The organism is Curtobacterium sp. ME26 (assembly GCF_903970945.1).
Lineage (GTDB): Bacteria > Actinomycetota > Actinomycetes > Actinomycetales > Microbacteriaceae > Curtobacterium > Curtobacterium citri.
Genome location: NZ_CAJCKG010000004.1, coordinates 83,102 through 103,739 on the forward strand (window position 1 = coordinate 83,102; position 20,638 = coordinate 103,739).

General features: G+C 73.3%; 18 protein-coding genes. 10 read left to right on the top strand and 8 right to left on the bottom strand.

Annotated elements, in window-relative coordinates; translation table 11 throughout:
* Positions 1-2 precede the first annotated feature (2 nt).
* From H7A69_RS02700 to H7A69_RS02725, 6 genes are all read right to left on the bottom strand, one after another.
* On the bottom strand, positions 3-845 hold the full coding sequence (locus tag H7A69_RS02700) for an ABC transporter permease (RefSeq protein ID WP_182045638.1): 843 nt from the start codon (positions 843-845) through the stop codon (positions 3-5).
* Entirely contained in the window at positions 832-1,812 is a 981-nt protein-coding gene (locus tag H7A69_RS02705; protein WP_182045639.1) for an ABC transporter ATP-binding protein, read from the bottom strand. Before H7A69_RS02705 ends, H7A69_RS02700 begins: the two co-directional genes overlap by 14 nt.
* Positions 1,809-2,879 (bottom strand): LolA family protein, encoded by a 1,071-nt coding sequence (locus tag H7A69_RS02710; RefSeq protein ID WP_182045640.1) that lies wholly within the window; start codon positions 2,877-2,879, stop codon positions 1,809-1,811. Before H7A69_RS02710 ends, H7A69_RS02705 begins: the two co-directional genes overlap by 4 nt.
* A gap of 106 nt (positions 2,880-2,985) precedes the next feature.
* Positions 2,986-3,459 carry a ribose-5-phosphate isomerase gene (locus H7A69_RS02715; RefSeq protein ID WP_182045641.1) on the bottom strand — a complete coding sequence of 158 codons (474 nt, stop codon included), beginning with the start codon at positions 3,457-3,459 and terminating at the stop codon, positions 2,986-2,988.
* A complete protein-coding gene (locus H7A69_RS02720) occupies positions 3,456-5,198 on the bottom strand; it encodes a dihydroxyacetone kinase family protein (protein WP_182045642.1) in 1,743 nt (580 codons plus the stop codon). Before H7A69_RS02720 ends, H7A69_RS02715 begins: the two co-directional genes overlap by 4 nt.
* 89 nt (positions 5,199-5,287) lie before the next feature.
* Positions 5,288-6,646 carry an RbtT/DalT/CsbX family MFS transporter gene (locus H7A69_RS02725; protein WP_259346046.1) on the bottom strand — a complete coding sequence of 453 codons (1,359 nt, stop codon included), beginning with the start codon at positions 6,644-6,646 and terminating at the stop codon, positions 5,288-5,290.
* Between the two features lie 107 nt (positions 6,647-6,753).
* Between H7A69_RS02725 and H7A69_RS02730 the strand changes: the two genes are divergently transcribed.
* The 3 genes from H7A69_RS02730 (at position 6,754) to H7A69_RS02740 (ending at position 9,314) form a co-directional block, all read left to right on the top strand.
* Positions 6,754-7,563 (top strand): GolD/DthD family dehydrogenase, encoded by an 810-nt coding sequence (locus H7A69_RS02730; protein ID WP_182045643.1) that lies wholly within the window; start codon positions 6,754-6,756, stop codon positions 7,561-7,563.
* Between the two features lie 52 nt (positions 7,564-7,615).
* Complete coding sequence (locus H7A69_RS02735) at positions 7,616-8,581, top strand: sugar-binding transcriptional regulator (RefSeq protein WP_182045644.1); 966 nt, start codon at positions 7,616-7,618, stop codon at positions 8,579-8,581.
* 76 nt (positions 8,582-8,657) lie between these two features.
* Complete coding sequence (locus H7A69_RS02740; RefSeq protein ID WP_182045645.1) at positions 8,658-9,314, top strand: histidine phosphatase family protein; 657 nt, start codon at positions 8,658-8,660, stop codon at positions 9,312-9,314.
* A gap of 69 nt (positions 9,315-9,383) precedes the next feature.
* On the opposite strand, the gene H7A69_RS02745 is transcribed toward H7A69_RS02740, so the two are convergent.
* Positions 9,384-11,126, bottom strand: coding sequence for a glycerol-3-phosphate dehydrogenase/oxidase (locus H7A69_RS02745; RefSeq protein WP_182045646.1), 1,743 nt, complete (start codon positions 11,124-11,126; stop codon positions 9,384-9,386).
* Positions 11,127-11,313: 187 nt separating this feature from the next.
* Here H7A69_RS02745 and H7A69_RS02750 point away from each other — a divergent pair, with 187 nt between their 5' ends.
* From H7A69_RS02750 to ald, 3 genes are all read left to right on the top strand, one after another.
* Positions 11,314-12,276, top strand: a complete 963-nt coding sequence (locus H7A69_RS02750; RefSeq protein WP_069713399.1) for a sugar-binding transcriptional regulator — start codon at positions 11,314-11,316, stop codon at positions 12,274-12,276.
* Between the two features lie 48 nt (positions 12,277-12,324).
* Entirely contained in the window at positions 12,325-13,353 is a 1,029-nt protein-coding gene (locus tag H7A69_RS02755) for a helix-turn-helix transcriptional regulator (RefSeq protein WP_182045647.1), read from the top strand.
* 154 nt (positions 13,354-13,507) lie between these two features.
* Positions 13,508-14,608 carry an alanine dehydrogenase gene (gene ald, locus H7A69_RS02760; protein ID WP_182045648.1) on the top strand — a complete coding sequence of 367 codons (1,101 nt, stop codon included), beginning with the start codon at positions 13,508-13,510 and terminating at the stop codon, positions 14,606-14,608.
* 110 nt (positions 14,609-14,718) lie between these two features.
* Here the strand turns inward: ald and H7A69_RS02765 are convergent, their stop codons facing one another.
* Entirely contained in the window at positions 14,719-15,522 is an 804-nt protein-coding gene (locus tag H7A69_RS02765; RefSeq protein ID WP_182045649.1) for a tryptophan-rich sensory protein, read from the bottom strand.
* A gap of 126 nt (positions 15,523-15,648) precedes the next feature.
* On the opposite strand from H7A69_RS02765, the gene H7A69_RS02770 reads away from it, so the two are divergent.
* The 4 genes from H7A69_RS02770 to H7A69_RS02785 all read left to right on the top strand — a co-directional run bounded on the left by H7A69_RS02770 (position 15,649) and on the right by H7A69_RS02785 (position 20,596).
* Complete coding sequence (locus H7A69_RS02770; RefSeq protein ID WP_069713396.1) at positions 15,649-16,632, top strand: magnesium and cobalt transport protein CorA; 984 nt, start codon at positions 15,649-15,651, stop codon at positions 16,630-16,632.
* A gap of 95 nt (positions 16,633-16,727) precedes the next feature.
* The gene (locus tag H7A69_RS02775; protein WP_182045650.1) at positions 16,728-18,857 is read left to right on the top strand and encodes an alpha-galactosidase; all 2,130 of its coding nucleotides are present in this window, start codon (positions 16,728-16,730) and stop codon (positions 18,855-18,857) included.
* 120 nt (positions 18,858-18,977) lie between these two features.
* On the top strand, positions 18,978-20,273 hold the full coding sequence (locus H7A69_RS02780; RefSeq protein WP_182045651.1) for a chloride channel protein: 1,296 nt from the start codon (positions 18,978-18,980) through the stop codon (positions 20,271-20,273).
* 110 nt (positions 20,274-20,383) lie between these two features.
* Positions 20,384-20,596, top strand: a complete 213-nt coding sequence (locus H7A69_RS02785; RefSeq protein WP_182045652.1) for an antitoxin — start codon at positions 20,384-20,386, stop codon at positions 20,594-20,596.
* Positions 20,597-20,638 lie beyond the last annotated feature (42 nt).

Sequence of the window (20,638 nt, forward strand, 5' to 3'; positions counted from 1 at the left end):
CGTCAGCTCAGGACGTCCTTCGTGGCGAACCGGCCGTACGCCAGGGCGCCGAACACCGCGACGTACCCGAGCTGCAGCACGGCGTTCGACCCGAACGAGTCGAAGGAGATCGGGTCGCGGAGCAGGTCGCCGAAGCCGAGCCACAGGTGCGAGAACAGGAACGGGTGGAGCCAGTCGAGCTGGGGGAGCTGGTCCAGCACCTGGGACACCCCGGCGAGCACCACCGTCGCCGCCATCGCCCCGACGGGCACGGTCGTCAGCGTCGACGCGAACAGGCCGATCGCGGCCAGCCCGAGCATCGACAGGGTCACGTAGAGCGCGAGCAGGACGGCCCGTCCGGCGTACGACCACCCGCCGACCTGCGTGCCCGAGAGCAGCGTGACCGGTCCGATCGGGAACAGCACGGCCCCGATCGCCGCGCCGACCAGCACGACCAGGAGCGTCGCCGCCAGGCAGAAGGCGACCGCTCCGGCGTACTTGACGAGGATGAAGCGCACCCGTCCGGTCGGTGCGACGAGCAGGTACCGGATCGTGCCGTGCGAGGCCTCGCCCGCGACCGTGTCACCCGCGACGACCCCGACCACGAGCGGCAGGAACAGCGGGATGGACACCGTGAGCGCGGTGAACGCCACGAACAGGCCGTTGTTCGTGATGTCGCCGAGGAACGCCGGCCCGCCGGCGTCCCGGTCGGTGGTCAGCCGCACCGCGATCGCGATGAGCACCGGCACGAGGGCCAGCGCGCCGAGCATCGCCCAGGTGCGGCGCCGCCGGAACACCAGCGCGAGCTCCGAGCCGAGCAGGGCGAACGGGCGGGACGGGCGTCGGACGACGTCAGGCTGCGACATCGAACCCCTCTCCGGTGAGCGCGACGAACAGGTCCTCGAGGGTGCCGCCGCCGACGCTCAGGCCCCGCACCCGCACGTCGGCCCGCACGAGTGCTGCGGTCACCGCCTCGGGCTCCACGTCGGCGGGCAGGTCGGCGACGAGCGTGTCCACCCCGGCGTCGCGACGCGGCGCGAGCCCGAGCCGCGCGAGCACGGCTCCGGCCGCGCCGACGTCCGGCGTGCGGACGGTCACGGTGCGGCCGCCCGTGGCGCGGAGCTCGTCGAGGGAGCCCTGTGCCACGAGCCGCCCGCTGCGCATCACCGCCGCGTGGGTGCAGACCTGCTCGATCTCGGCGAGCAGGTGGCTCGAGACGAACACCGTGGTGCCGTCGTCGGCGAGGGACCGGATGAGGTTCCGGACCTCGCGGGTGCCCTGCGGGTCGAGGCCGTTCGTGGGCTCGTCGAGCACGAGCAGGTCGCGGGGCGCCAGCAGCGCGTTCGCCAGCCCCAGGCGCTGCTTCATGCCGAGCGAGTACGCGTGCGCCTTCTTGTCCGCGGCGTGCGTGAGGCCGACGCGCTCCAGCGCCGTGGCGACGCGGTCACGGCGCGTGCGCGGGTCCGAGGTCGGGTCGGCCGCGTCGAAGCGCTGCAGGTTCGCGCGACCCGAGAGGTACGGGTAGAACGCCGGTCCCTCGACGAGCGCCCCGACCCGGGGGAGCACGTCGTGCAGGGCCGCCGGCATCGGACGCCCGAGCAGCTCGATCGTGCCGCTCGTCGCCGAGGACAGCCCGAGCAGCATCCGGATCGTCGTGGTCTTGCCCGAGCCGTTCGGTCCGAGGAACCCGAAGACCGAACCGCGGGGGACCGTCAGGTCGATGCCGTCGACGGCGCGTTGCTTCCGGAAGACCTTGACGAGCGACGCGGTGCGGACCGCCGGCTGCGGCGCCGGGTCGTCGTCGTGCCGGTCCTGGCCCGCCTCCGCCGTCACTTCGCGGCGGCGACCAGGGCGGACACCGGGACGGCACCGGCCAGGACCCGGCCGTCGTCGGTCAGGTAGACCGACACCAGCGACGTCTGCACGGCACGTCCGCCGTCGACCGACTTCGTCAGCTGGTCGAGCAGCGCGGTCGCGTCGGTGTCGGCGGTCGGGCGACCTGCCGTCCCCGCCGGGAACTCGACGACGGTGTCCCACCCGGAGCCGGTGACGGCCGGCTCGGCACCGCGGTGCGTCGCGCCGTCGTGCCCCGTGCCACCGTGGTGGCCGCCCCGCTCCGAGAGGTCCTGCGTGCTGACCTCGGCACCCGAGGGCGGCGTGAAGTCGAACAGCCGGGCCGCGGGTGCGCCGTAGTCGAGGCTCGTGAAGCCGACCTGGAACGCGGGGTCCTGCTGTCCTGCGGCCGTCACGGTCACGCGCAGCGGCAGTCCGGTCTGCTGGTCGACCGCGAGCCGGACGGTGCCGACGAGCGTGTCCGACGACCGCGGGGTCAGCGTGACCTGCCACGCGGCGTGCCCGGCCACGCGGACCGCCGTCGGGTCGGACACCCGGGTGCTCGGCGTGATCGCGGCGATCGCGCGCTCCGCGGCGTCGGCGGGCGTCGTGGTGCCGGTCTGCGGCACGTCGGAGCCGGCGGGCAGCGTGACGTGCACGGCCTTGCGCTCCTTCGAGTCCCACGTCCAGACGTCCGAGCCGTTCCGCACGACGTCCTGCTCGGCCAGCTGCTGGGTGAGCTGGAACCGCTGCCGGTCGGCACCGTCCACGTAGACGCGGGCGGTGTGCGACGCGGTCAGCAGGTCGAGCACGTCCGAGGCGTCGCCCTCCAGCGACGAACCACCGCTGCCCGACGGGAGCTCGGGGAGCCCGAGGTCGCTCGTCTGCGCCAGCTGACCGGAGTACTGCGCGTCTCGCGACGAGGCCACGCTCGCCAGGACGGCTGCCGCGCTGGGGTCCTTCCCCGCGATCGGGTCGGCGGCGGCGTTCGCGATCACCGGCGCGGCGACGGCACCGGCCACGACGACCGGTGCGATGACTGCGGGCAGCCAGGCTGACTTCTTCATCGGGTTCCCTCCGGGAGGAGCTTCGGGACGAGGGAACCGTACGTCCGGCAGCCGACAACCGGCTGGGGATCGACCGGCTGGGGATCGACCGGCTGGGGATCGACCGTCAGGGCAGCTCCTCGGGCACCCCTCCCTCGTAGGCGCAGATCGCCCGGACCTTCTCGGCGCTCGGCGAGGCGGGATCGAACGTGTACCCGAGCCACTCGCGCACGAGTCGCCGCGCCAGCTCGACGCCGACCACGCGCTGGCCGAGGCAGAGCACCTGCGCGTCGTTCGACAGCACGGACCGCTCGACCGAGAACGGGTCGTGCGCCGTCACCGCACGGATGCCGGGCACCTTGTTCGCGGCGATGGCCACGCCGAGACCCGTCCCGCAGACCAGGAGCGCCCGGTCGGCCCGGCCGTCGGCCACCATGCGCGCGGCCTCGACGGCGACGTGCGGGTACGCCGTGTGCCCGTCGGCGTCCACGCCCACGTCGACCACGCTCGCCACGCGGTCGTCGGCCTCGAGGTCGCGTCGGAGGACCTCCTTGTGGTCGAACCCCGCGTCGTCCGACCCGATCACCAGACGGAACGTCATGCCGTCACCCCTTCCCGGTCGTCCACGCGCGCGGCGAGCACCTCGCCGACGCACGTGAGCACCATCCCCATCGACGTCGCACCCGCGTCCGGGGTGCCGACGCTCTTCTCGGCGAGGGGCCGTGCCCGGCCCACACGCGGCGTGAGCCCGGCGGTGGCGGCCGCCTGCTCGACGGCGACCGCGGCGGCCGTCCGCCACGCCTCGTCCAGTCGCGCGCCCGACCCCACGGCGGCACGCAGCGCGTCCACGAACGGCAGGAGCGCGTCGAGCAGCGTCTTGTCGCCGCGCTGCGCACCGCCGAGGTGCACGATCGCGTCGGCGAACGCCTGCGCCGCGTCGACGACGTCGGCCGCCGTGAGGCGATCCGCAGCGTCGCCGAGCGACCGACCGAACGCCTCGAGCGCGGCACCCCAGAGCACCCCGGACGTGCCGCCGGCGGAGGCGGCCCACGCCTCACCGGCGCGGCCGAGGACGAAGGCGACCCCTGCCTCCCGGCCGGTCTGCTCGACCGCCCGTCGGGCCGCACCCACCCCCTTCACCATGCCGCGACCGTGGTCGCCGTCGCCGGCGACCGCGTCGATGCGACCGAGCGTCTCCTCGGCGTCGCGCAGCAGCTCGTCCATCGCCACCACCGCGGCGCGTGCGGCTCCGGCGGCCGTCCGGGAGGCGGCGCTCGCCTCCGGCGCGACTGTCGCCTCCGCAGCGGCCTCGGCCACCGCCGTGGCCGGCACGAGCGCGGCGACCGGCGCCGCCACCTTGCGGTAGCCCGGTGCGTAGGCGTCCGCCCGCCACAGGCGCTCGAGGTCGTCGTCGAGCCACTGCAGGGTGAGGGAGCACCCGCCCATGTCCAGGCTCGTGACGACGTTGCCGACCTCGGGCTCGACGACCTCGAGGCCGGCGGCAACGAGCAGGGGGAGTACCCGGCCCCACAGGAGGAAGAGCTCCTCCTGCGTCGTGTCGCCGAGGCCGTTGAGCACCGGCGCGACCCGCGTGCCGGCGCCGGCCGGACGCTCGTCGAGGAGCCGGTCGACGAGCAGGGCCGCGAGCGCGGTCGCGGAGAGCAGCGGGACGTCGCGGATGCCCGGCTCGCCGTGGATCCCGAGACCGAGCCCGAGGTGCCCGTCCGGCACGCGGAACAGCGGCCGGTCCGCGCCGGGCAGGGTGCAGCCGGAGGCCGCGACGCCGATCGTCCGGGTCGCGGCGTTGCAGCGTCGGCCGGTCCGCTCGACCTCGTCGATCGGTGCCCCTGCGGCGGCCGCGGCGCCCATGGCCTTGGACACCGCGAGGGTCCCCGCGATCCCGCGTCGGTCGGCGGGGTCCGCGGCCGAGGCGACGTCGTCGGTCACGGTGACGATCCGGGTGTCGATGCCCTCGGCGCGGAGCCGCTCGGCCGCGAGCCCGAAGTTCATCCGGTCGCCGGCGTAGTTGCCGAAGGCCAGGACGACGCCGCGTCCCTGGTCGGCGGCCCGGGCGACGGACCAGACCTGTGCGGCGGACGGTGAGGTGAAGACGTTGCCGACGACGGCGCCGGTCGCCAGGCCCGGGCCGACGAGCCCGCAGAAGGCCGGGTAGTGGCCGGAGCCGCCGCCGACGACGACGGCCACCTGCGGTTCGGCGCCGGCGGTGGGCAGGGCGACGACGCCGCCGTGGACGGGGCGGACGCGGTCGGCGTACAGCGCGGTCCAGCCGGCGAGCTGGTCCTCGGCGAACTCCTCGGGAGCGTCGTGGATGGTGGTCATGGTGCTGGGGTCCTCCGTTGTCGGGGCTGGGTGGTCGGGGTCGGTGGCGCGGTGGCGCGGTGGCGCGGTGGCGCGGTGGTGGTCGGCGGTCAGTGGGCGGCGCGGTGCCCTCCGTCCTGCGGCACGACGAGGAAGTGGACCATCGCGAAGGCGCAGGCGTAGAGGCCGACGAACGTCCACGTCACCGCCTCGCCACCGCCGCCCAGGGCGAGCACGACCGCCACGACCGCGGTGCCGACGAACGCCGCACCGCCCGCCGCCGTCGTGTACACCGCCATGGCCGCGCCCTCGTGCCCGGGGGCGAGCGCGGGCATGATCGCGCCCATCGGCACGAACCCGGCGAGCATGCAGCCGAAGACGCACCCCGCCACGACCGAGAGCACGTAGCCCCAGTCGGACCCGGCCGGCACGAGCTGCGGGACGTACCACCATGCGAGCAGGCCCGCGGCGGAGCCGACGACGCCGAACCACCGGACGGTGCGCTGCCAGCCGATCCGGTCGCCGACCCAGCCGAACAGCGCGTTCACGAGGATGTTCGTGGCGTAGACGCAGACGGTCATGAGCAGCCACCGCTGCTGGCCCCACCCGCGCTCGTCGGCGATCACGGCGGGCAGGACGACGAACATGCCGAACTCGGGTGCGGTGTCGATCAGCCGGACGACGAACCCCATCAGGATCCGCGGTCGTGTCGCGAGGAGTCGGATGCCGCTCGTCAGCACGCGCCAGGTGCTCTCGTCCGCGGGGGCGAGGCGCGCGGAGCCGTTCGGCAAGCGGACGCCGAACAGCACGACGAGGAACCCGGCGGTGACCAGGACGACGGAGGCCGCCATCGCCCCGGTCTCGCCGACCGTGCCGCCGCCGAGCGCCGGGATCGCCCCGATCGCGAAGAGCGAGCCGAGCGTCGGCAGGCCGCCGGTGAAGGCGACGTAGAACCAGCCGACCGCCGCGCCGTTCCGCTGCGGCGGCGTGGTGATGCCGACCCAGACCAGGAACGCGAAGGCGAACAGGGGGTAGCCCAGGCCGCGGGCGGTGTACGCGACCGCGGCGAACGGCACGCTGCCGGTGCCGAGCGCCACGAGGAACAGCACCTCCGGCACGACCCAGGCGACGAAGCCGACGACCATCACCCGCCGCGGCCCGACCAGGTCGGACAGGGCGCCCGAGAGGTACGACCCGACGAGGGCGGCGAGGCTGGAGCAGGTGACGATCGCCGCGACGGTGGTCTCGGGGCTGCCGAGGACCGCGACCACGTGCGGCACGACGAAGTTCGACTCGACCCCGACCCCCGTCATGAAGAGCAGGACGGCGACGAAGCCGAGGGCGAGCGGGCGGGGGATGCCCATCCGGTCCAGTCGGCCCTCGGTCGCTCGGGCGGTGGACGTGCGTCCGGTGGCGGTCGCCCCGGCGGTGGTGGTCGTGGTCGGTCTGGTGCGGGTCGTCGTCGACACGGGCTGGTCCTCCGTCGGTCAGCTGGACGCCCTCGGAACGAGGACGGTCCGACCGTACAACGGGAGTACATCAATGCACAATGTCACGTACTGCTACCGTTCCCGACATGACTGCAGACCACACCTCAGCCCTCCGTCCGGGTCCCGCCGACGTCGACCTCACGAACGACCTCACCGGTCGCACCGTCCTGGTGACGGGCGGGGCGTCCGGCATCGGCAACGCGATCGCCCGGGCCGCCGCCGGACGCGGTGCCCGGGTCGCGATCGTCGACGTCCGCGCCGACGCCGCCTCGTCCGCGGCCGCCGACCTCCCGCCGACCGGGGACGGGGCACCACACCTCGGCCTCGCGTGCGACGTCACCGACGACGGCTCGGTCGGACGGACGGTCACCGCGGTGGTCGACGAGACCGGCACCGTCGACGTGCTCGTCAACTGCGCCGGCATCGTGGCGCTGGACGCCGCCGAGGACCTGGGGGCCGACGCCTGGGCACGGACGCTCGACGTGAACCTGACCGGGACCTTCCGGCTCGCGCAGGCCGTCGGTCGGCACATGCTGGCGGCGGGTCGGGGCCGGATCGTGAACATCGCCTCGCAGGCCGCCCACGTCGGGCTCGACCGGCACGCGGCGTACTGCGCGTCGAAGGCCGGCGTGCTCGGGCTCACCCGCGTGCTGGCGCTCGAGTGGGGCGGTCGCGGGGTGACCGTCAACACGGTGTCGCCGACCGTCGTGCTCACCGACCTGGGGCGCGCGGCGTGGGCGAACGAGGCCGGGGTGCGGCACCAGGACGAGATCCCGACCGGACGCTTCGCGACCCCGGCCGAGGTCGCGGCGGCAGTCCTGTTCCTGGCGAGCGACGCCGCCGCGATGGTGAACGGCGCCGACCTCCGGGTCGACGGCGGGTACACGATCCGCTGAGCCCTGCCGACTACGATCGGCGGTGTCCGACCGAGGTGAAGGGTCCCGCCGCATGTCCTCCGAGAGCACGACCGCGACGGAGGGGGCCAGGGGCCGCTTCCCGCTCGACACCGTCTACCAGGCGGCGCGGATGTACTACCTCGAGGACGCCACGCAGGGCGAGATCGCCGAGCGGCTCGGGGTGTCCCGGCCGACCGTCAGCCGACTCGTGTCCGAGGCGCGGCGCGCCGGGCTCGTCCGGATCGAGGTCGTCGACCCCTTCCAGGACGAGACGGTGGCCCTCGCCGAGCGCCTGCAGGTCGTGCTCGGACTCCGCGCCGTGCACCTGGCGGCGGTCACCCACCAGGCGACCCTCGGCGCGGACCTGGCCGGCCCGATCGCGACCGCGGTCGAGGGGATGGGGCTCGTGCCCGGGGACGCGGTCCTGATGTCCTCCGGCCGGACGGTCTCCGACGTCGCGCACGCGGGCATGCCGCCGCTCACGGGCGTGCAGCTCGTACCGACCGTCGGGGGCCAGGCGGACCCGACGCCCTGGTTCCAGACGAACGAGATCACCCGGGCGGCAGCGCAGCGTTCCGGGGCGATCCCGGCGTTCCTGTTCGCCCAGGCGCTGCCGTCCGCGGCGATGCGGGCGACCCTCGACGAGGACCCGGCGTTCCAGCACGTCGTCGGGCTGTGGGGCCGCGCGAAGGGGGCGTTCCTGGGCATCGGTGCCCCCGTCCTCACCCGCGAGGCGTTCGCCACCGGGCTGCCCGTGGACGACGCCGTGCTGCACGAGGCCGCCGGTGACGTGTGCCTCAACTTCTTCGCGCCCGACGGGTCACCGGTCGAGTTCCCCGGCAGCGAGCGGATGGTCCGGACCTCGCGGGAGGTCCTGGCCGGGGTCCCGCACGCCGTGGGCGTCGCGGTCGGCGCGGCCAAGGTGACGAGCATCGTCGGTGCCGTGCGCGCCGGCATGGTGAACGAGCTCGTCACCGACGCGGCGACCGCGCGCGCCCTGCTCGACACCCTGGGGTGACGGCGTCCCCGTCCGTCACCGGGTCACGACCACCGCCCTCAGGAGCGAGGTCACCGGGCGTCCGTAGGGTGGGCGCATGCGACTGCTGCTCATCCGCCACGGCCAGACCCCCGCCAACGTGAACGGCGTCCTCGACGCCGAGGTGCCCGGCCCCGGGCTGACCGAGCTCGGGCAGCGGCAGGCCGACGCGCTGCCGGCAGCCCTGGCCGACCGGGGGATCGAGCGGCTCTTCGTCTCCTCGATGGTCCGGACGCAGGTCACCGCCGCACCCCTCGCCGCCGCACTCGGGCTCGAGCCGGAGGTGCTGCCCGGGCTCCGGGAGATCGAGGCCGGCGACCTGCAGGGCAAGCACGACCGGACGTCGGTGCAGATGTACATCTCGACCGTGCACGGGTGGTCGGCCGGCGACCGTGCCAGCCGGATGCCCGGCGCCGAGAGCGGCGAGGAGTTCTTCGCCCGGTACGACGAGGCGGTGCGGCACGTCGTCGCCTCCGGGGTCGGCGTCGCCGCGGCGTTCAGCCACGGTGCCGCGATCCGGACGTGGGCGAGCGCCGTCGCGCAGAACACCCCGGACGAGTTCGGGACGCAGCGCCACCTGGAGAACACCGGCATCGTCGAGGTCGAGGGCTCCTTCGAGGACGGCTGGCGCCTGGTCGACTGGGAGGGCGAGCCGGTCGGCGGCGACGAGCTGATCGACCGGACGGCGCAGGACCCGACCGGCGAGCGCTTCTGACCCGACCACGTGACGGACGGGAGGCGCGGTGCCAGCCGGCACCGCGCCTCCCGTCCGGTTGCGTGGGGACTACGCGGGCTGCGCCGCCGTGTGCAGCGGGACGACCACACCGTGCGACTCGCGCAGCACGTCGAGGGTGCGCTGGACCTCGTCCGCGCGCTCCTCGGTGGTCCAGCCGAGCGACCCGGCCATGACGTCAGCGAGCTCGTCGAGCAGGTCGATCGTCACGCCACCGACGAACGCGAGGTTCGTGCGTCGCAGCACCACGTCCACCAGGTGGACCGCCTGCTCGTGCTCGGCGAAGTAGGCGACCTCGGCGCGGGTGAGCGACGGGTCCGACTCGAGCGCCTCGACCGGGCCGTCGGTCAGGACGTCCACGACCTCGGCGGCACGGGTGCCGTAGCGCTCGAGCAGACCGTCGACGAGCTGCTCGTCGAGGCCGTCGCGGTGCGACTTGATCCACAGGGCACGCTGGGCGTCCGTGGTCGGGAAGTCCTTGCCGCCGCCGATCGGCATGCCGGTCGTGTCGACCTTCCGGGCCACGCCGAGCTTCGTCGTGACGTCACTCGACAGGTGCGCCGCGAGGGCACGGAACGTCGTCCACTTGCCGCCGACGAGCGACAGCACGGTGGTCGACGGCAGGCCCGCGATCGGGGTGTCGACGATCCGGTAGTCCCGGGAGACGAAGCCGGGGGCGGTGTCCTCGTGACGGGGGAGCGGCCGGATGCCCGAGTAGCTGTAGACGATGTGGTCGCGGGTGACCTCGATCTGCGGGAAGACGTGCTTGACCAGGCCGAAGAAGTAGTCGATCTCCTCCTCGGTCGTGGTGACGGGCTTCGACGGGTCGGCGTCGATGTCCGTCGTCCCGATGAGCACGCGGCCCTTGAGCGGGTAGATGAGGACGATGCGCCCGTCGTTGTTCTCGAAGAACAGCTCGCGGCCCTTGGTCGCCTCGAGCAGCTCGTCGTTCTGCACGACGATGTGGGAGCCCTTCGTGCCGCCCATGTACTTGGTCTCGCCGCCGAACGCCTGGTTCGTCAGGTCGGTCCAGGGCCCGGACGCGTTCACGACGACCTCGGCCGAGAAGACGAACTCCTCGCCGGTCTCGCGGTCGCGCAGCACGACGCCGCCGTCGCGGGTACCGGCTGCCTCGACGTAGTTGACGGCGCGGGCGGTCGCGGCGCTGCCGGTGCCCTGCGCGGCGGCCAGGCCGTCCTTGAGCACGTCGAGGGCCAGGCGCTCCGGCTCGTGCACCGACGCGTCGTAGTAGGTGCCGGTGTACTTGAGGTCCTTGTTCAGGGCCGGCATGTCCTCGAGCGCGGCCTTCTTCGTGCGGAACACGTGCTTCGGCACCGAGCCGCCGTCGCGGGAGAAGGAGTCGTAGATCGTCATGCCGATCTTGATGAGCATCGCGCCGCGCTCCTTCGTGGAGCGCTGCTTGTGCGTGAGCATGCGCAGCGGGGCGTTCATGATGCCGGAGAACGTCGAGAAGATCGGCATCGTCGTCTGCAGCGGCTTGACGTAGTGCGGGGCGATGCGGATGAGGCCGTTGCGCTCCTGCACGCTCTCGCGCACCAGGCGGAACTCGCCGTTCTCGAGGTAGCGGATGCCACCGTGGATCATGTGGCTCGACGCGGCGGACGCACCGCCGGCGTAGTCGCCGCGCTCGACGAGCACGACGTCGACGCCCTGGAGCGCGAGGTCGCGGAAGGTGGCGATGCCGTTGATGCCGCCACCGACGACGAGGACCTGTGCGGTCGGGCGCTCGGTGAGCGCGGAAACGGTGTTCCGGGGCTGCGTCTTCTTCGACATGGTGCGTCGCTTCCTTGGGTCGGTTCCGTGGGACGCCTTCGATCGTGCGCCTCCGTGAGAGGTCGGGCAACTCACGTGCACGAACGTGCAGCACACCTGTCGGTGACGGCATCGGGGCGGGCAGGGGCGGCCGGGAGGCGCGACCGGGGTTGCAGAGGCCGTGCACGTCCGTGCATGCTCGGTTCCCATGAGCGACGCGGCGCAGCCGATGCGGACCCAGCAGGCGCTGCGCGCCGCACACCTGTACTACCTGCAGGACCTGACGATGGACGCCATCGCCGACGAGCTGGGGACGTCGCGCTCCTCGGTGTCGCGCCTGCTGAAGTACGCCAGGGACACCGGGCTCGTGGACATCCAGATCCGCTCGCCGCTGGACCAGGCCGCCGCGCTGAGCCGGAACATCCGCGCGCGGTTCGGCGTGCACGCGCACGTCGTACCGGTGCCGGACCACACGAGCGACGTCGACCGGCTCGAGCGCGTCGCCCTGAGCGCCGCACGGATCCTCACGCAGTACGTCGAGTCGAACATGGTGATCGGCATCTCGTGGGGCTCGACCGTGAGCGCCGTCAGCCGGTACCTCGTGCCGAAGACCACGCACGGCTCGACGGTCGTGCAGATCAACGGGGCCGCGAACACCCGGACCACGGGCATCGTCTACGCGTCCGAGATCCTCCGTCGGTTCGGTGAGGCCTACGGCGCCTTCGTGCAGCAGTTCCCGGTGCCGGCGTTCTTCGACGACCCGGCGACGAAGGAGATGCTGTTCCGCGAGCGCTCCATCCGCCGGGTGCTCGACCTGCACGAGCGGATGGACCTCGTGGTGTTCGGCGTCGGCGCGCCGCAGGCCCCGGTGCCCTCGCACGTCTACTCCGGCGGCTACCTCGACCCGGCGGACCGCGACGAGCTGACCGAGGCGGGCGTCGTCGGCGACGTGTCGACGGTGTTCTACCGCGCCGACGGGTCGTGGAAGGACATCGGGGTGAACGCCCGCGCGGGGGCGCCGGACCTCGACACGATCAAGCGGTCGCCCCGGCGGGTGTGCGTGGTGGCCGGGCGGTCCAAGGCGGCCTCACTGAAGGGCGCGCTCGCCGCGGGGCTCATCACCGACCTCATCCTCGACGAGAGCGTGGGGCAGGCGATCCTGCAGCCCTGAGTCAGGGCCTGACGTACTTTGTCGGTGGTCGCCCGTACGTTCTGGTGCATGGTGCTTCCTCGCGATACCGGTCAGCCGGCTCCCGACACCACGCGCCCGGCGGCCCCGTCGTCGGCGCCGTCGAACGGGTCGTCGCACGACGATGCGCGCTACTTCCGACGGCTCGTCGGCAGCGACGTGGACGAAGCCCTGGCCTTCTTCACGGGCGACTACGACTTCCGGACGCCGCGGGTCCGACGGACCCGGCAGCGCCCGCACTGGGACTTCGCCGGCGTGGGTGACGAACGCATGTCGCTGCGGTCGTCCCGCTTCCTGGTCGACCTCCGGACGGAGAGCATGGTCGACGACCAGTTCCTCGTCGCGTGGCTGCGGTCGGGCTCGAGCACGATCACCCACGGCGGCCGGTCGATCGACCTCGAGCCGGGTGTCCCCGTGGTGCTGCCCTTCGCCGAGGCGTACGAGCTGCACCACCGCGACATCGGCCTGAACCTCGTGCACCTCGACCGCGACCACGTGCGAGCGACCGTCGGTGACCCGGAGTTCGCGTTCGAGGCGATGCGGCGACCGACGGCCGAGGGCATCCGGACGTGGCAGGCCGCCGTCCGTGCCCACGCGTCGACGTGGCTCGACGTCGAGCACCGGATGACACCGACCGTGCAGCGGACCATCACGGACGCCTTCGTCGCCGCCGCGGTCGAGGCGTTCCCGCGGCGCGACCGCTGGCAGTCGTCCGTCCACGGCAACGGCCCGGAGCACGACCGGCTCCGCCGCGCGCTCGAGTACGTGCACGCCCACGCGCGTGACGCCATCGGCACCCCGGAGATCGCCGCCGCTGCCGGGTTGAGCGCCCGCGGGCTGCAGCAGTCGCTCCGTCGGCACCTCGACCAGACCCCGGGTGACCTGCTGCGGAGCGTCCGGCTCGACGGTGCTCGCGGCGACCTGCTGCGCGGCGACCGCGACGAGACGAGCGTCGCGGACATCGCTCGGTCGTGGGGGTTCGGGCACCTCGGTCGGTTCTCGGCGACGTACCGCGCGCGGTTCGGCGAACTGCCGAGCGAATCGCTCCGGACGCGCTGACACCCGGTTCGGCCGAGCCGGCGACCGACGAGCCGGTGCCGAACGTCATCGCACCGAACGCCGCCGGTCTGCGCAGATGTTCGGCCGCAACGTGCTCGACACGAACCCGAGCGCATCGTGGGAGGGACCTGCACCGCCCACGAAGGAGTCCGTGATGCTCATCGGCGTCCCCACCGAAGTCAAGAACAACGAGTACCGCGTCGCGGCCACCCCGGCCGGTGTGGGTGAGCTCACGCTGCACGGGCACGAGGTGCTCGTCCAGGCCGGAGCGGGGGACGGCTCGTCCTTCGCCGACGACGAGTACCGGGCCGCGGGCGCGACCGTCGTCGGCACCGCCGCCGAGGTGTGGGAGCGCGCCGACCTCGTGCTCAAGGTCAAGGAGCCCGTGGCGTCCGAGTACGATGCGATCCGACCCGGCCAGGTGCTCTTCACCTACCTGCACCTCGCGGCCGACCGCCCCCTGACCGACGCGCTCGTGGCCTCAGGCGCGACCGCGATCGCGTACGAGACCGTGCAGCTGCCCGACCGGTCGCTGCCGCTGCTCTCGCCGATGTCGGAGATCGCCGGGCGCCTGTCCGTGCAGGTCGGGGCCCACCAGCTCATGCGGACGAACGGCGGTCGCGGCCTGCTGCTCGGCGGCGTGCCCGGCACCCCGCGCGGTCGGGTCGTCGTGATCGGAGGCGGCGTCGCGGGCGAGCACGCGGCGACGATGGCGCTCGGCCTCGGTGCCGAGGTCACGGTGTTCGACATCAGCCTGCCCCGCCTCCGAGCGCTCGACGCCCGGTTCGACGGACGCATCACGACGCTGCGGTCCTCGTCGCACGCGATCGCGGACGCCCTGCGCGACGCGGACCTGGTGATCGGGTCGGTGCTCATCCCGGGGGCCTCGGCGCCGAAGCTCGTCACCGACGCCATGGTCGCCGACATGCGCCAGGGGGCGGTGCTGGTCGACATCGCGATCGACCAGGGCGGCTGCTTCGAGGGATCGCGGCCGACCACGCACGACGACCCGACGTTCCGCGTGCACGACGCCGTCTACTACTGCGTGGCGAACATGCCCGGCGCGGTGCCGCGCACGAGCACGATCTCGCTGACGAACGCGACGCTGCCGTACGCGATCGCGATCGCGGACCAGGGCTGGGAGCAGGCGACCGCCGCCGACCCGGCGCTCGCGAAGGGCGTGAACGTGCACGCCGGTCGCGTGGTCAACGAGGCCGTCGCCGCTGCCCACGGCCTGGCGGCGGCGGGCCGCTGACGCGCCGGCGCGCACGCCGCTACGCGCCTGGCCGAGCCTCGGCTGGACGGACACTTTCGCGAAGATCCTGACGCGAAAGTGTCCGCCGGGCCGAGCCTCGGGGAACGCCGCTACGCCGTGCGCGCCGGGGAGCCCGCGCGAGCACGAGCCCAGCCGGTGCGGGTGCGGACCACGAGCGTGGTGACCACCACGACGGCGACGGCGACGACCGACGTCACGGCGGTCGGCACCGACACGAGCGGGCCGTCGAGCCGCGCGACAGCGACCCAGGCGAGCCCCCACCCGAGCGCCGCGGTCGGGGCCAGGCGTCCGCCACCCCACACTGCGAGTGCGACGCCGACGAGCCCGGCCACCGCGGCGACGAGCACGCCCCACGCGTCCTGCCCGAGCCCGAGGCCCCGGAAGCCCGCGGCCGTGAGCACCGCAGCGGTGTTCGCCGCCGTCGCGACGCACACCCACCCGAGGTAGAGCCCGAACGTGCCGTCCGTGACGACCGCTTCGACGGTGCCCGACGGACGGGTGCGACGGAGCACCACGAACGCCCACGCGAGCACGGCGAGCAGCGCGACGATGATCGGCTCGCTCGCCCACAGGAACCCGAACTGCACCGACAGGATCCACGCGGCGTTGAGGAGCAGCGAGAGCACCGCGGGGACGAACAGCCGCTCGTGCCGCTCGTCGTCGGCGGTCCGGAAGCACTGCCGCACCGCGTAGGCGATGAGCCCGACGTAGACGACGCTCCAGATCGAGAACGCGGGACCGTCCGGCGCGATGGCCGTCGACGACGCCGAGAGCGCCCCGCCCGCCGCGTCCTGGATCGGGGTCCCGCCCGCGGCACCGGAGCCGACGAACGCCCCGACGACCGCCACGACCGCACTCACGGCGATCGCGATGCGCTTCCAGATCTTCCTCATGTCCACTCCGTTCGTCAGCATGCTGATGAAATCGACCGTACGACGTCGACCGGCCGCGCGCGCAGCCGGCGTCCAGGAGCGCGGGGGACGGCAGCGGAGCGTCGCACGGGTGCGTACGGTGGCCTCGTGACCGTCGCGCTCAACACCGTCTACGTCGACCGGATCGCGCCGATGGCGTGCCCCTCGCTCGACGACACCTTCCGGCTGGTCGGCGAGCAGGGCGCCAGCGCGTGCATCGTGCTGCACGAGCCGGACGCCCAGGAGCTCGGCGACGTCGCGGTGGCCCTCGGTCTGCACGAGCTCGCGGTCGAGGACGCCGCCGAGGGACACCAGCGCCCGAAGCTCGAGCGGTACGGCTCGACGCTCTTCACCGTCCTCAAGCCGGCGGTCTACCACGACGGTGCGGAGGAGGTGGAGTTCGGTGAGGTGCACGCCTTCGTCGGGCAGGACTTCTTCCTCGCGGTCGTCGCGGCCGACCCGCGCGGCCGCGACGCCGTCCCGCGGGCCCTGCAGCGCATGAGCGGCAAGCCCGGTCTGGTCACGGCCGGACCGCAGGCGCAGCTCTGGGCGCTCATGGACTCGATCGTCGACGGCTACGCGCCGGTCATCGACGGGCTCGAGGAGGACATCAACCAGATCGAGGACCAGCTGTTCGCCGGTGTCACCGGGGTGTCGCGGCGCATCTACGAGCTGTTCGGCGAGGTCGTCGACTTCCAGCGCGCGGCGCGGCCCCTCATCGGCATCATCGAGAACCTGCACCGGGGTGCCGAGAAGTACCACCTGCCCGTGGAGCTCCAACGTCGGTTCCGCGACGTGCTCGACCACGTCATCCGCACGGTCGAGCGGCTCGACACCTTCCGGCAGCTCCTGCAGAACGCCCTGACGGTCGACTCGACGCTCGCGGCGCAGAAGCAGAACGACGACACGAAGCGCATCTCCGGCTGGGCCGCGATCCTGTTCGCGCCGACGCTCATCGCGGCGATCTACGGCATGAACTTCACGCACATGCCCGAGCTGTCGTGGACCTGGGGCTACCCGCTGTCCATCCTCGCGATGGTGCTGTTCGCGGTGGTCCTGTTCGTGGTGTTCAAGGTCAAGCGCTGGTTCTGATCCCCGTGGGCTGACCGCTCCCACGCGCGTCGGGTTGCGGCAGCGCGCACGGACCGGAAGGCTCGACACCGCCAACGACGCCGACCGGAGCACCGATGCCGACCACCACGCCGACCTCGCACGACCTCGTCCACCTCACCGCCGGGGGTGTCTCCCTCGTCCTCGACTGCCGCGCGAACGCGCTCCCCGCCGTCGTGCACTGGGGCGCCGCACTCGGGTCCCTCTCCGACGACGAGCTCGTCGCGCTCGCGGACGCCGACGTCGCCGTCGTGGCGAACAACGAGGCCGACGTCCCCGTCCGCCTCGCCCTGCTGCCGGAACCCCACCGGGGGTGGACGGGTCGTCCCGGGCTCTCCGGCCACCGCGACGGTCGCGACTGGTCGCCCGCCTTCACCGTCACCGCCCTCGACGTCGACGGGAACCGCGTGGTCGCCGACGCCGAGGACACGGTCGCGGGACTGACCGTCCGGGTGACGGTCGAGCTGCTCGGGTCGGGGCTGGTCCGTGCCCGCGCGGCGGTCACGAACGCCGCCGACGGCGTGTACACGGTGGACGACCTGACCGTCGCCCTGCCCGTGCCCTCCCGCGCCCGCGAGGTCCTCGACTTCGCCGGTCACTGGGGCAAGGAGCGCACCCCGCAGCGTCGCGCCCTCGTCGTCGGCGCGCACGAACGCGACAGCCGCAAGGGTCGGACGGGTGCCGACGCCGCGACCGTCCTCAGCGTCGGGGAGCCCGGCTTCGGCTTCGCCCGCGGCGAGGTCTGGGGCGTGCACACCGCGTGGAGCGGCAACCACCGGCACTTCGCCGAGCGGCTCGCCACCGGTCGCCAGGTCGCCGGGGGCGGCGAGCTCCTGCTGCCGGGGGAGGTCCGGCTCGCGACGGGCGAGTCGTACGAGGGACCGTGGGTCTACGCCGCGTACGGTGACGGCCTCGACGACCAGGCCCGGCGCTTCCACCGCTGGCTGCGCAGTCGGTCCCAGCACCCGTCGACCCCGCGTCCGGTCACCATCAACGTGTGGGAGGCCGTCTACTTCGACCACGACCTCGCGCGGCTGACCGACCTCGCCGAGCGCGCTGCCCGGCTCGGGGTCGAGCGGTACGTGCTCGACGACGGCTGGTTCCGCGGTCGGCGCGACGACCACGCCGGGCTCGGCGACTGGTACGTCGACGAGGACGTCTGGCCCGACGGCCTCGGCCCGATCGTCGACCGGGTCCGCGCACTCGGCATGGAGTTCGGCCTGTGGTTCGAGCCGGAGATGGTCAACGAGGACAGCGACCTCGCCCGGGCGCACCCGGAGTGGATCATGCAGGCCGACGGTCGGCTGCCCGTGCGCTCCCGAGACCAGCAGGTGCTCAACCTCGCGATCCCCGAGGCCTCCGCGTACGTGCTCGAACGGATGACGGCGATCATCGGCGAGTACGGCATCGACTACGTCAAGTGGGACCACAACCGCGACCTCGTCGAGGCGGGGCACCCGGGCGGTGGGGCCGCCGTGCACGAGCAGACCCTCGCGACGTACCGGCTGATGGCGACGCTCAAGGAGCGCTTCCCGTCGCTCGAGATCGAGTCGTGCTCGTCCGGTGGGGCCCGGGTCGACCTCGCCGTGATCGAGCACACCGACCGCGTGTGGGTGTCCGACGACATCGACCCCTCCGAGCGCCAGCAGATGCACCGCTGGACGCAGCAGCTCCTGCCCCCGGAGCTCCTCGGGGCGCACGTCGCCAGCGGCGTGAACCACACCACCGGGCGCTCCCACGACGTCTCCTTCCGTGCGGGCACCGCCCTGATCGGGCACCTCGGCATCGAGTGGGACCTCGCCCGGGCCACCGCGGACGAGGAACGCACGCTCGCGTCGTGGATCACGCTGCACAAGGAGTGGCGTGCGCTCCTGCACGGCGGTCTGCTCGTCCGGGTGGACGAGGTCGACCCGACGCGGCTCGTGTACGGCGTGGTCGCCGAGGACCGCCGCCAGGCGGCGTTCTTCGTCGCCAGCACCGGTCGCTCGGACGTGTCCGGCGTCGGCCGCGTGGTCTTCCGCGACCTCGACCCCGACACGCGGTACCGCGTCGACCCGGTGATCGTCGGTGCGGGCGACGACGTGCGGGCGCCCGCGTGGTGGTCCGGTGACCGCGTCTTCACCGGCCGCGTGCTCGAGCAGGTCGGCCTGCAGCCGCCCCTCGTGCCGGCCGACCGCGTGGTGCCGTTCCGCGTGACGGCCGTCTGACCGTGACGTGACCCGCTGCCGGACGGGAGGCGCGTTGCGACACCGCCACGGGCCTCCCGTCCGGCCACCGGTCACCTGCCGGGCCGGGGGCGGCCCCGACGGGCCGCTAGGCTTCCGGACATGCCGCAGACCGGGAACGCGACACGCACGACCACGCCGGTCTGGGCCCTCAAGCTCGCCGTGATCACCGCACTCGTGGGCATCGCCGGCGGTGTCGCGGGCATCTCGGTGTGGCTCGCACTGCAGGCGATCCAGTTCGTGGCGTTCGGTTACCCGTTCGGCGGGCACCGCGAGGCGGCGGACGCGCCCTCGGGGCTGAACCGCTTCCTCGCGCTCACCGCGGCCGGCGTGCTCACCGGGGTCGCGTGGTGGGCGATCCGGCGCTGGGCGAAGCCCGTCGTGTCGGTGACCGCCGCCGTCGGGGGCAAGCGGATGCCCGCGCTCGCCACGGTCGCCAACGCCGCCGTGCAGATCCTGGCGGTCGGGCTCGGCGCCTCCATCGGCAAGGAGGTCGCGCCCCGCGAGATCGGTGCCTGGCTGTCGCAGCTCGTCACGGCGCGCGCCGGTCTGACCGCGCGCGAGACCCGCATCCTCGTCGCCTGCGGCGCGGCAGCCGGTCTGGCGGCCGTCTACGACGTCCCGCTCGGCGGCGCGCTGTTCGCCGTGGAGGTCCTGCTCGGCGAGCTGACCTTCGCGACCGCGCTTCCGGCGTTCGCGACGAGCGCGATCGCGGCCTTCACGGCACGGCTCGTGATCCCGGACGAGGTGCTGTACCACGTGCCGGCGATGCACATGTCGCCGTCGCTGCTCGTCTGGGCGCTCGTCGTCGGACCGCTCCTCGGCTTCGCGGGCGTCGGCTTCGTCAAGCTCACGAACCGGCTGCAGGGGATGGCGCCGAAGGGGTGGCACCTGCTCGTCGTGCTGCCCGTCGTGTTCGCGATGGTCGGCCTCATCGCGGTGCCGTTCCCGGAGATCCTCGGGAACGGCCGGGCACTCGGGCTCGTGGCGATGAACGCGACCACCGAGGAACCCGAGTTCGCCGGGCTGTCGCCGATCGTGTTCCTGCTGCTCCTCGCCGTGATCCGCACCATCACGACCTCGGCGACCATCGGCGCCGGTGCCGTCGGTGGCACGCTGACGCCGTCCATCGCCATCGGGTCCGCCGCCGGCGCCGCGCTCGGCGGGCTGTGGGTGCTGCTCTGGCCCGCCGACGGGTCGAACCTGGCGGCCTTCGCGTTCGTCGGCGCGGCGGCGTTCCTCGCGACGACGATGCGGGCGCCGTTCACCGCGCTCGTGCTCGTCGTCGAGTTCACCCAGGAGGGCACGGACATCCTCGTCCCGTCGCTCCTCGCGATCACCGGTTCGGTGGCCGTCGGGTACCTGCTCGCCCGCCGGCGCAGCGCGCAGATGGCCTAGGCGCGCCCGACTCCCGTGTCCCGACGCCCGGTCCGGACACGGGCGTGGACCGCGCCTAGCATCGACCGCAGGTCGGGGCAGCGGGCCCCGCACGAGCTGAGGAGCATCCCGTGGCAGGGTTCGACGACATCACGAAGAAGGCGCAGGAGTTCCTGAAGGACGGCAAGGTCCAGGACGCCCTGAAGAGCGAGAAGGCCGAGGACGTCAGCGACAAGATCCTCGGTGGCGTGGCCGACGCGGTGAAGAAGGCCACCGGCGGCAAGTACGACGACAAGATCGACGGCGCCCGCGAGCAGGCCGACAAGCGCATCGGCAACGAGTAGCACCGGCGCTTCCGCTCACAGCGATTGGACGGAGCGGGCGCG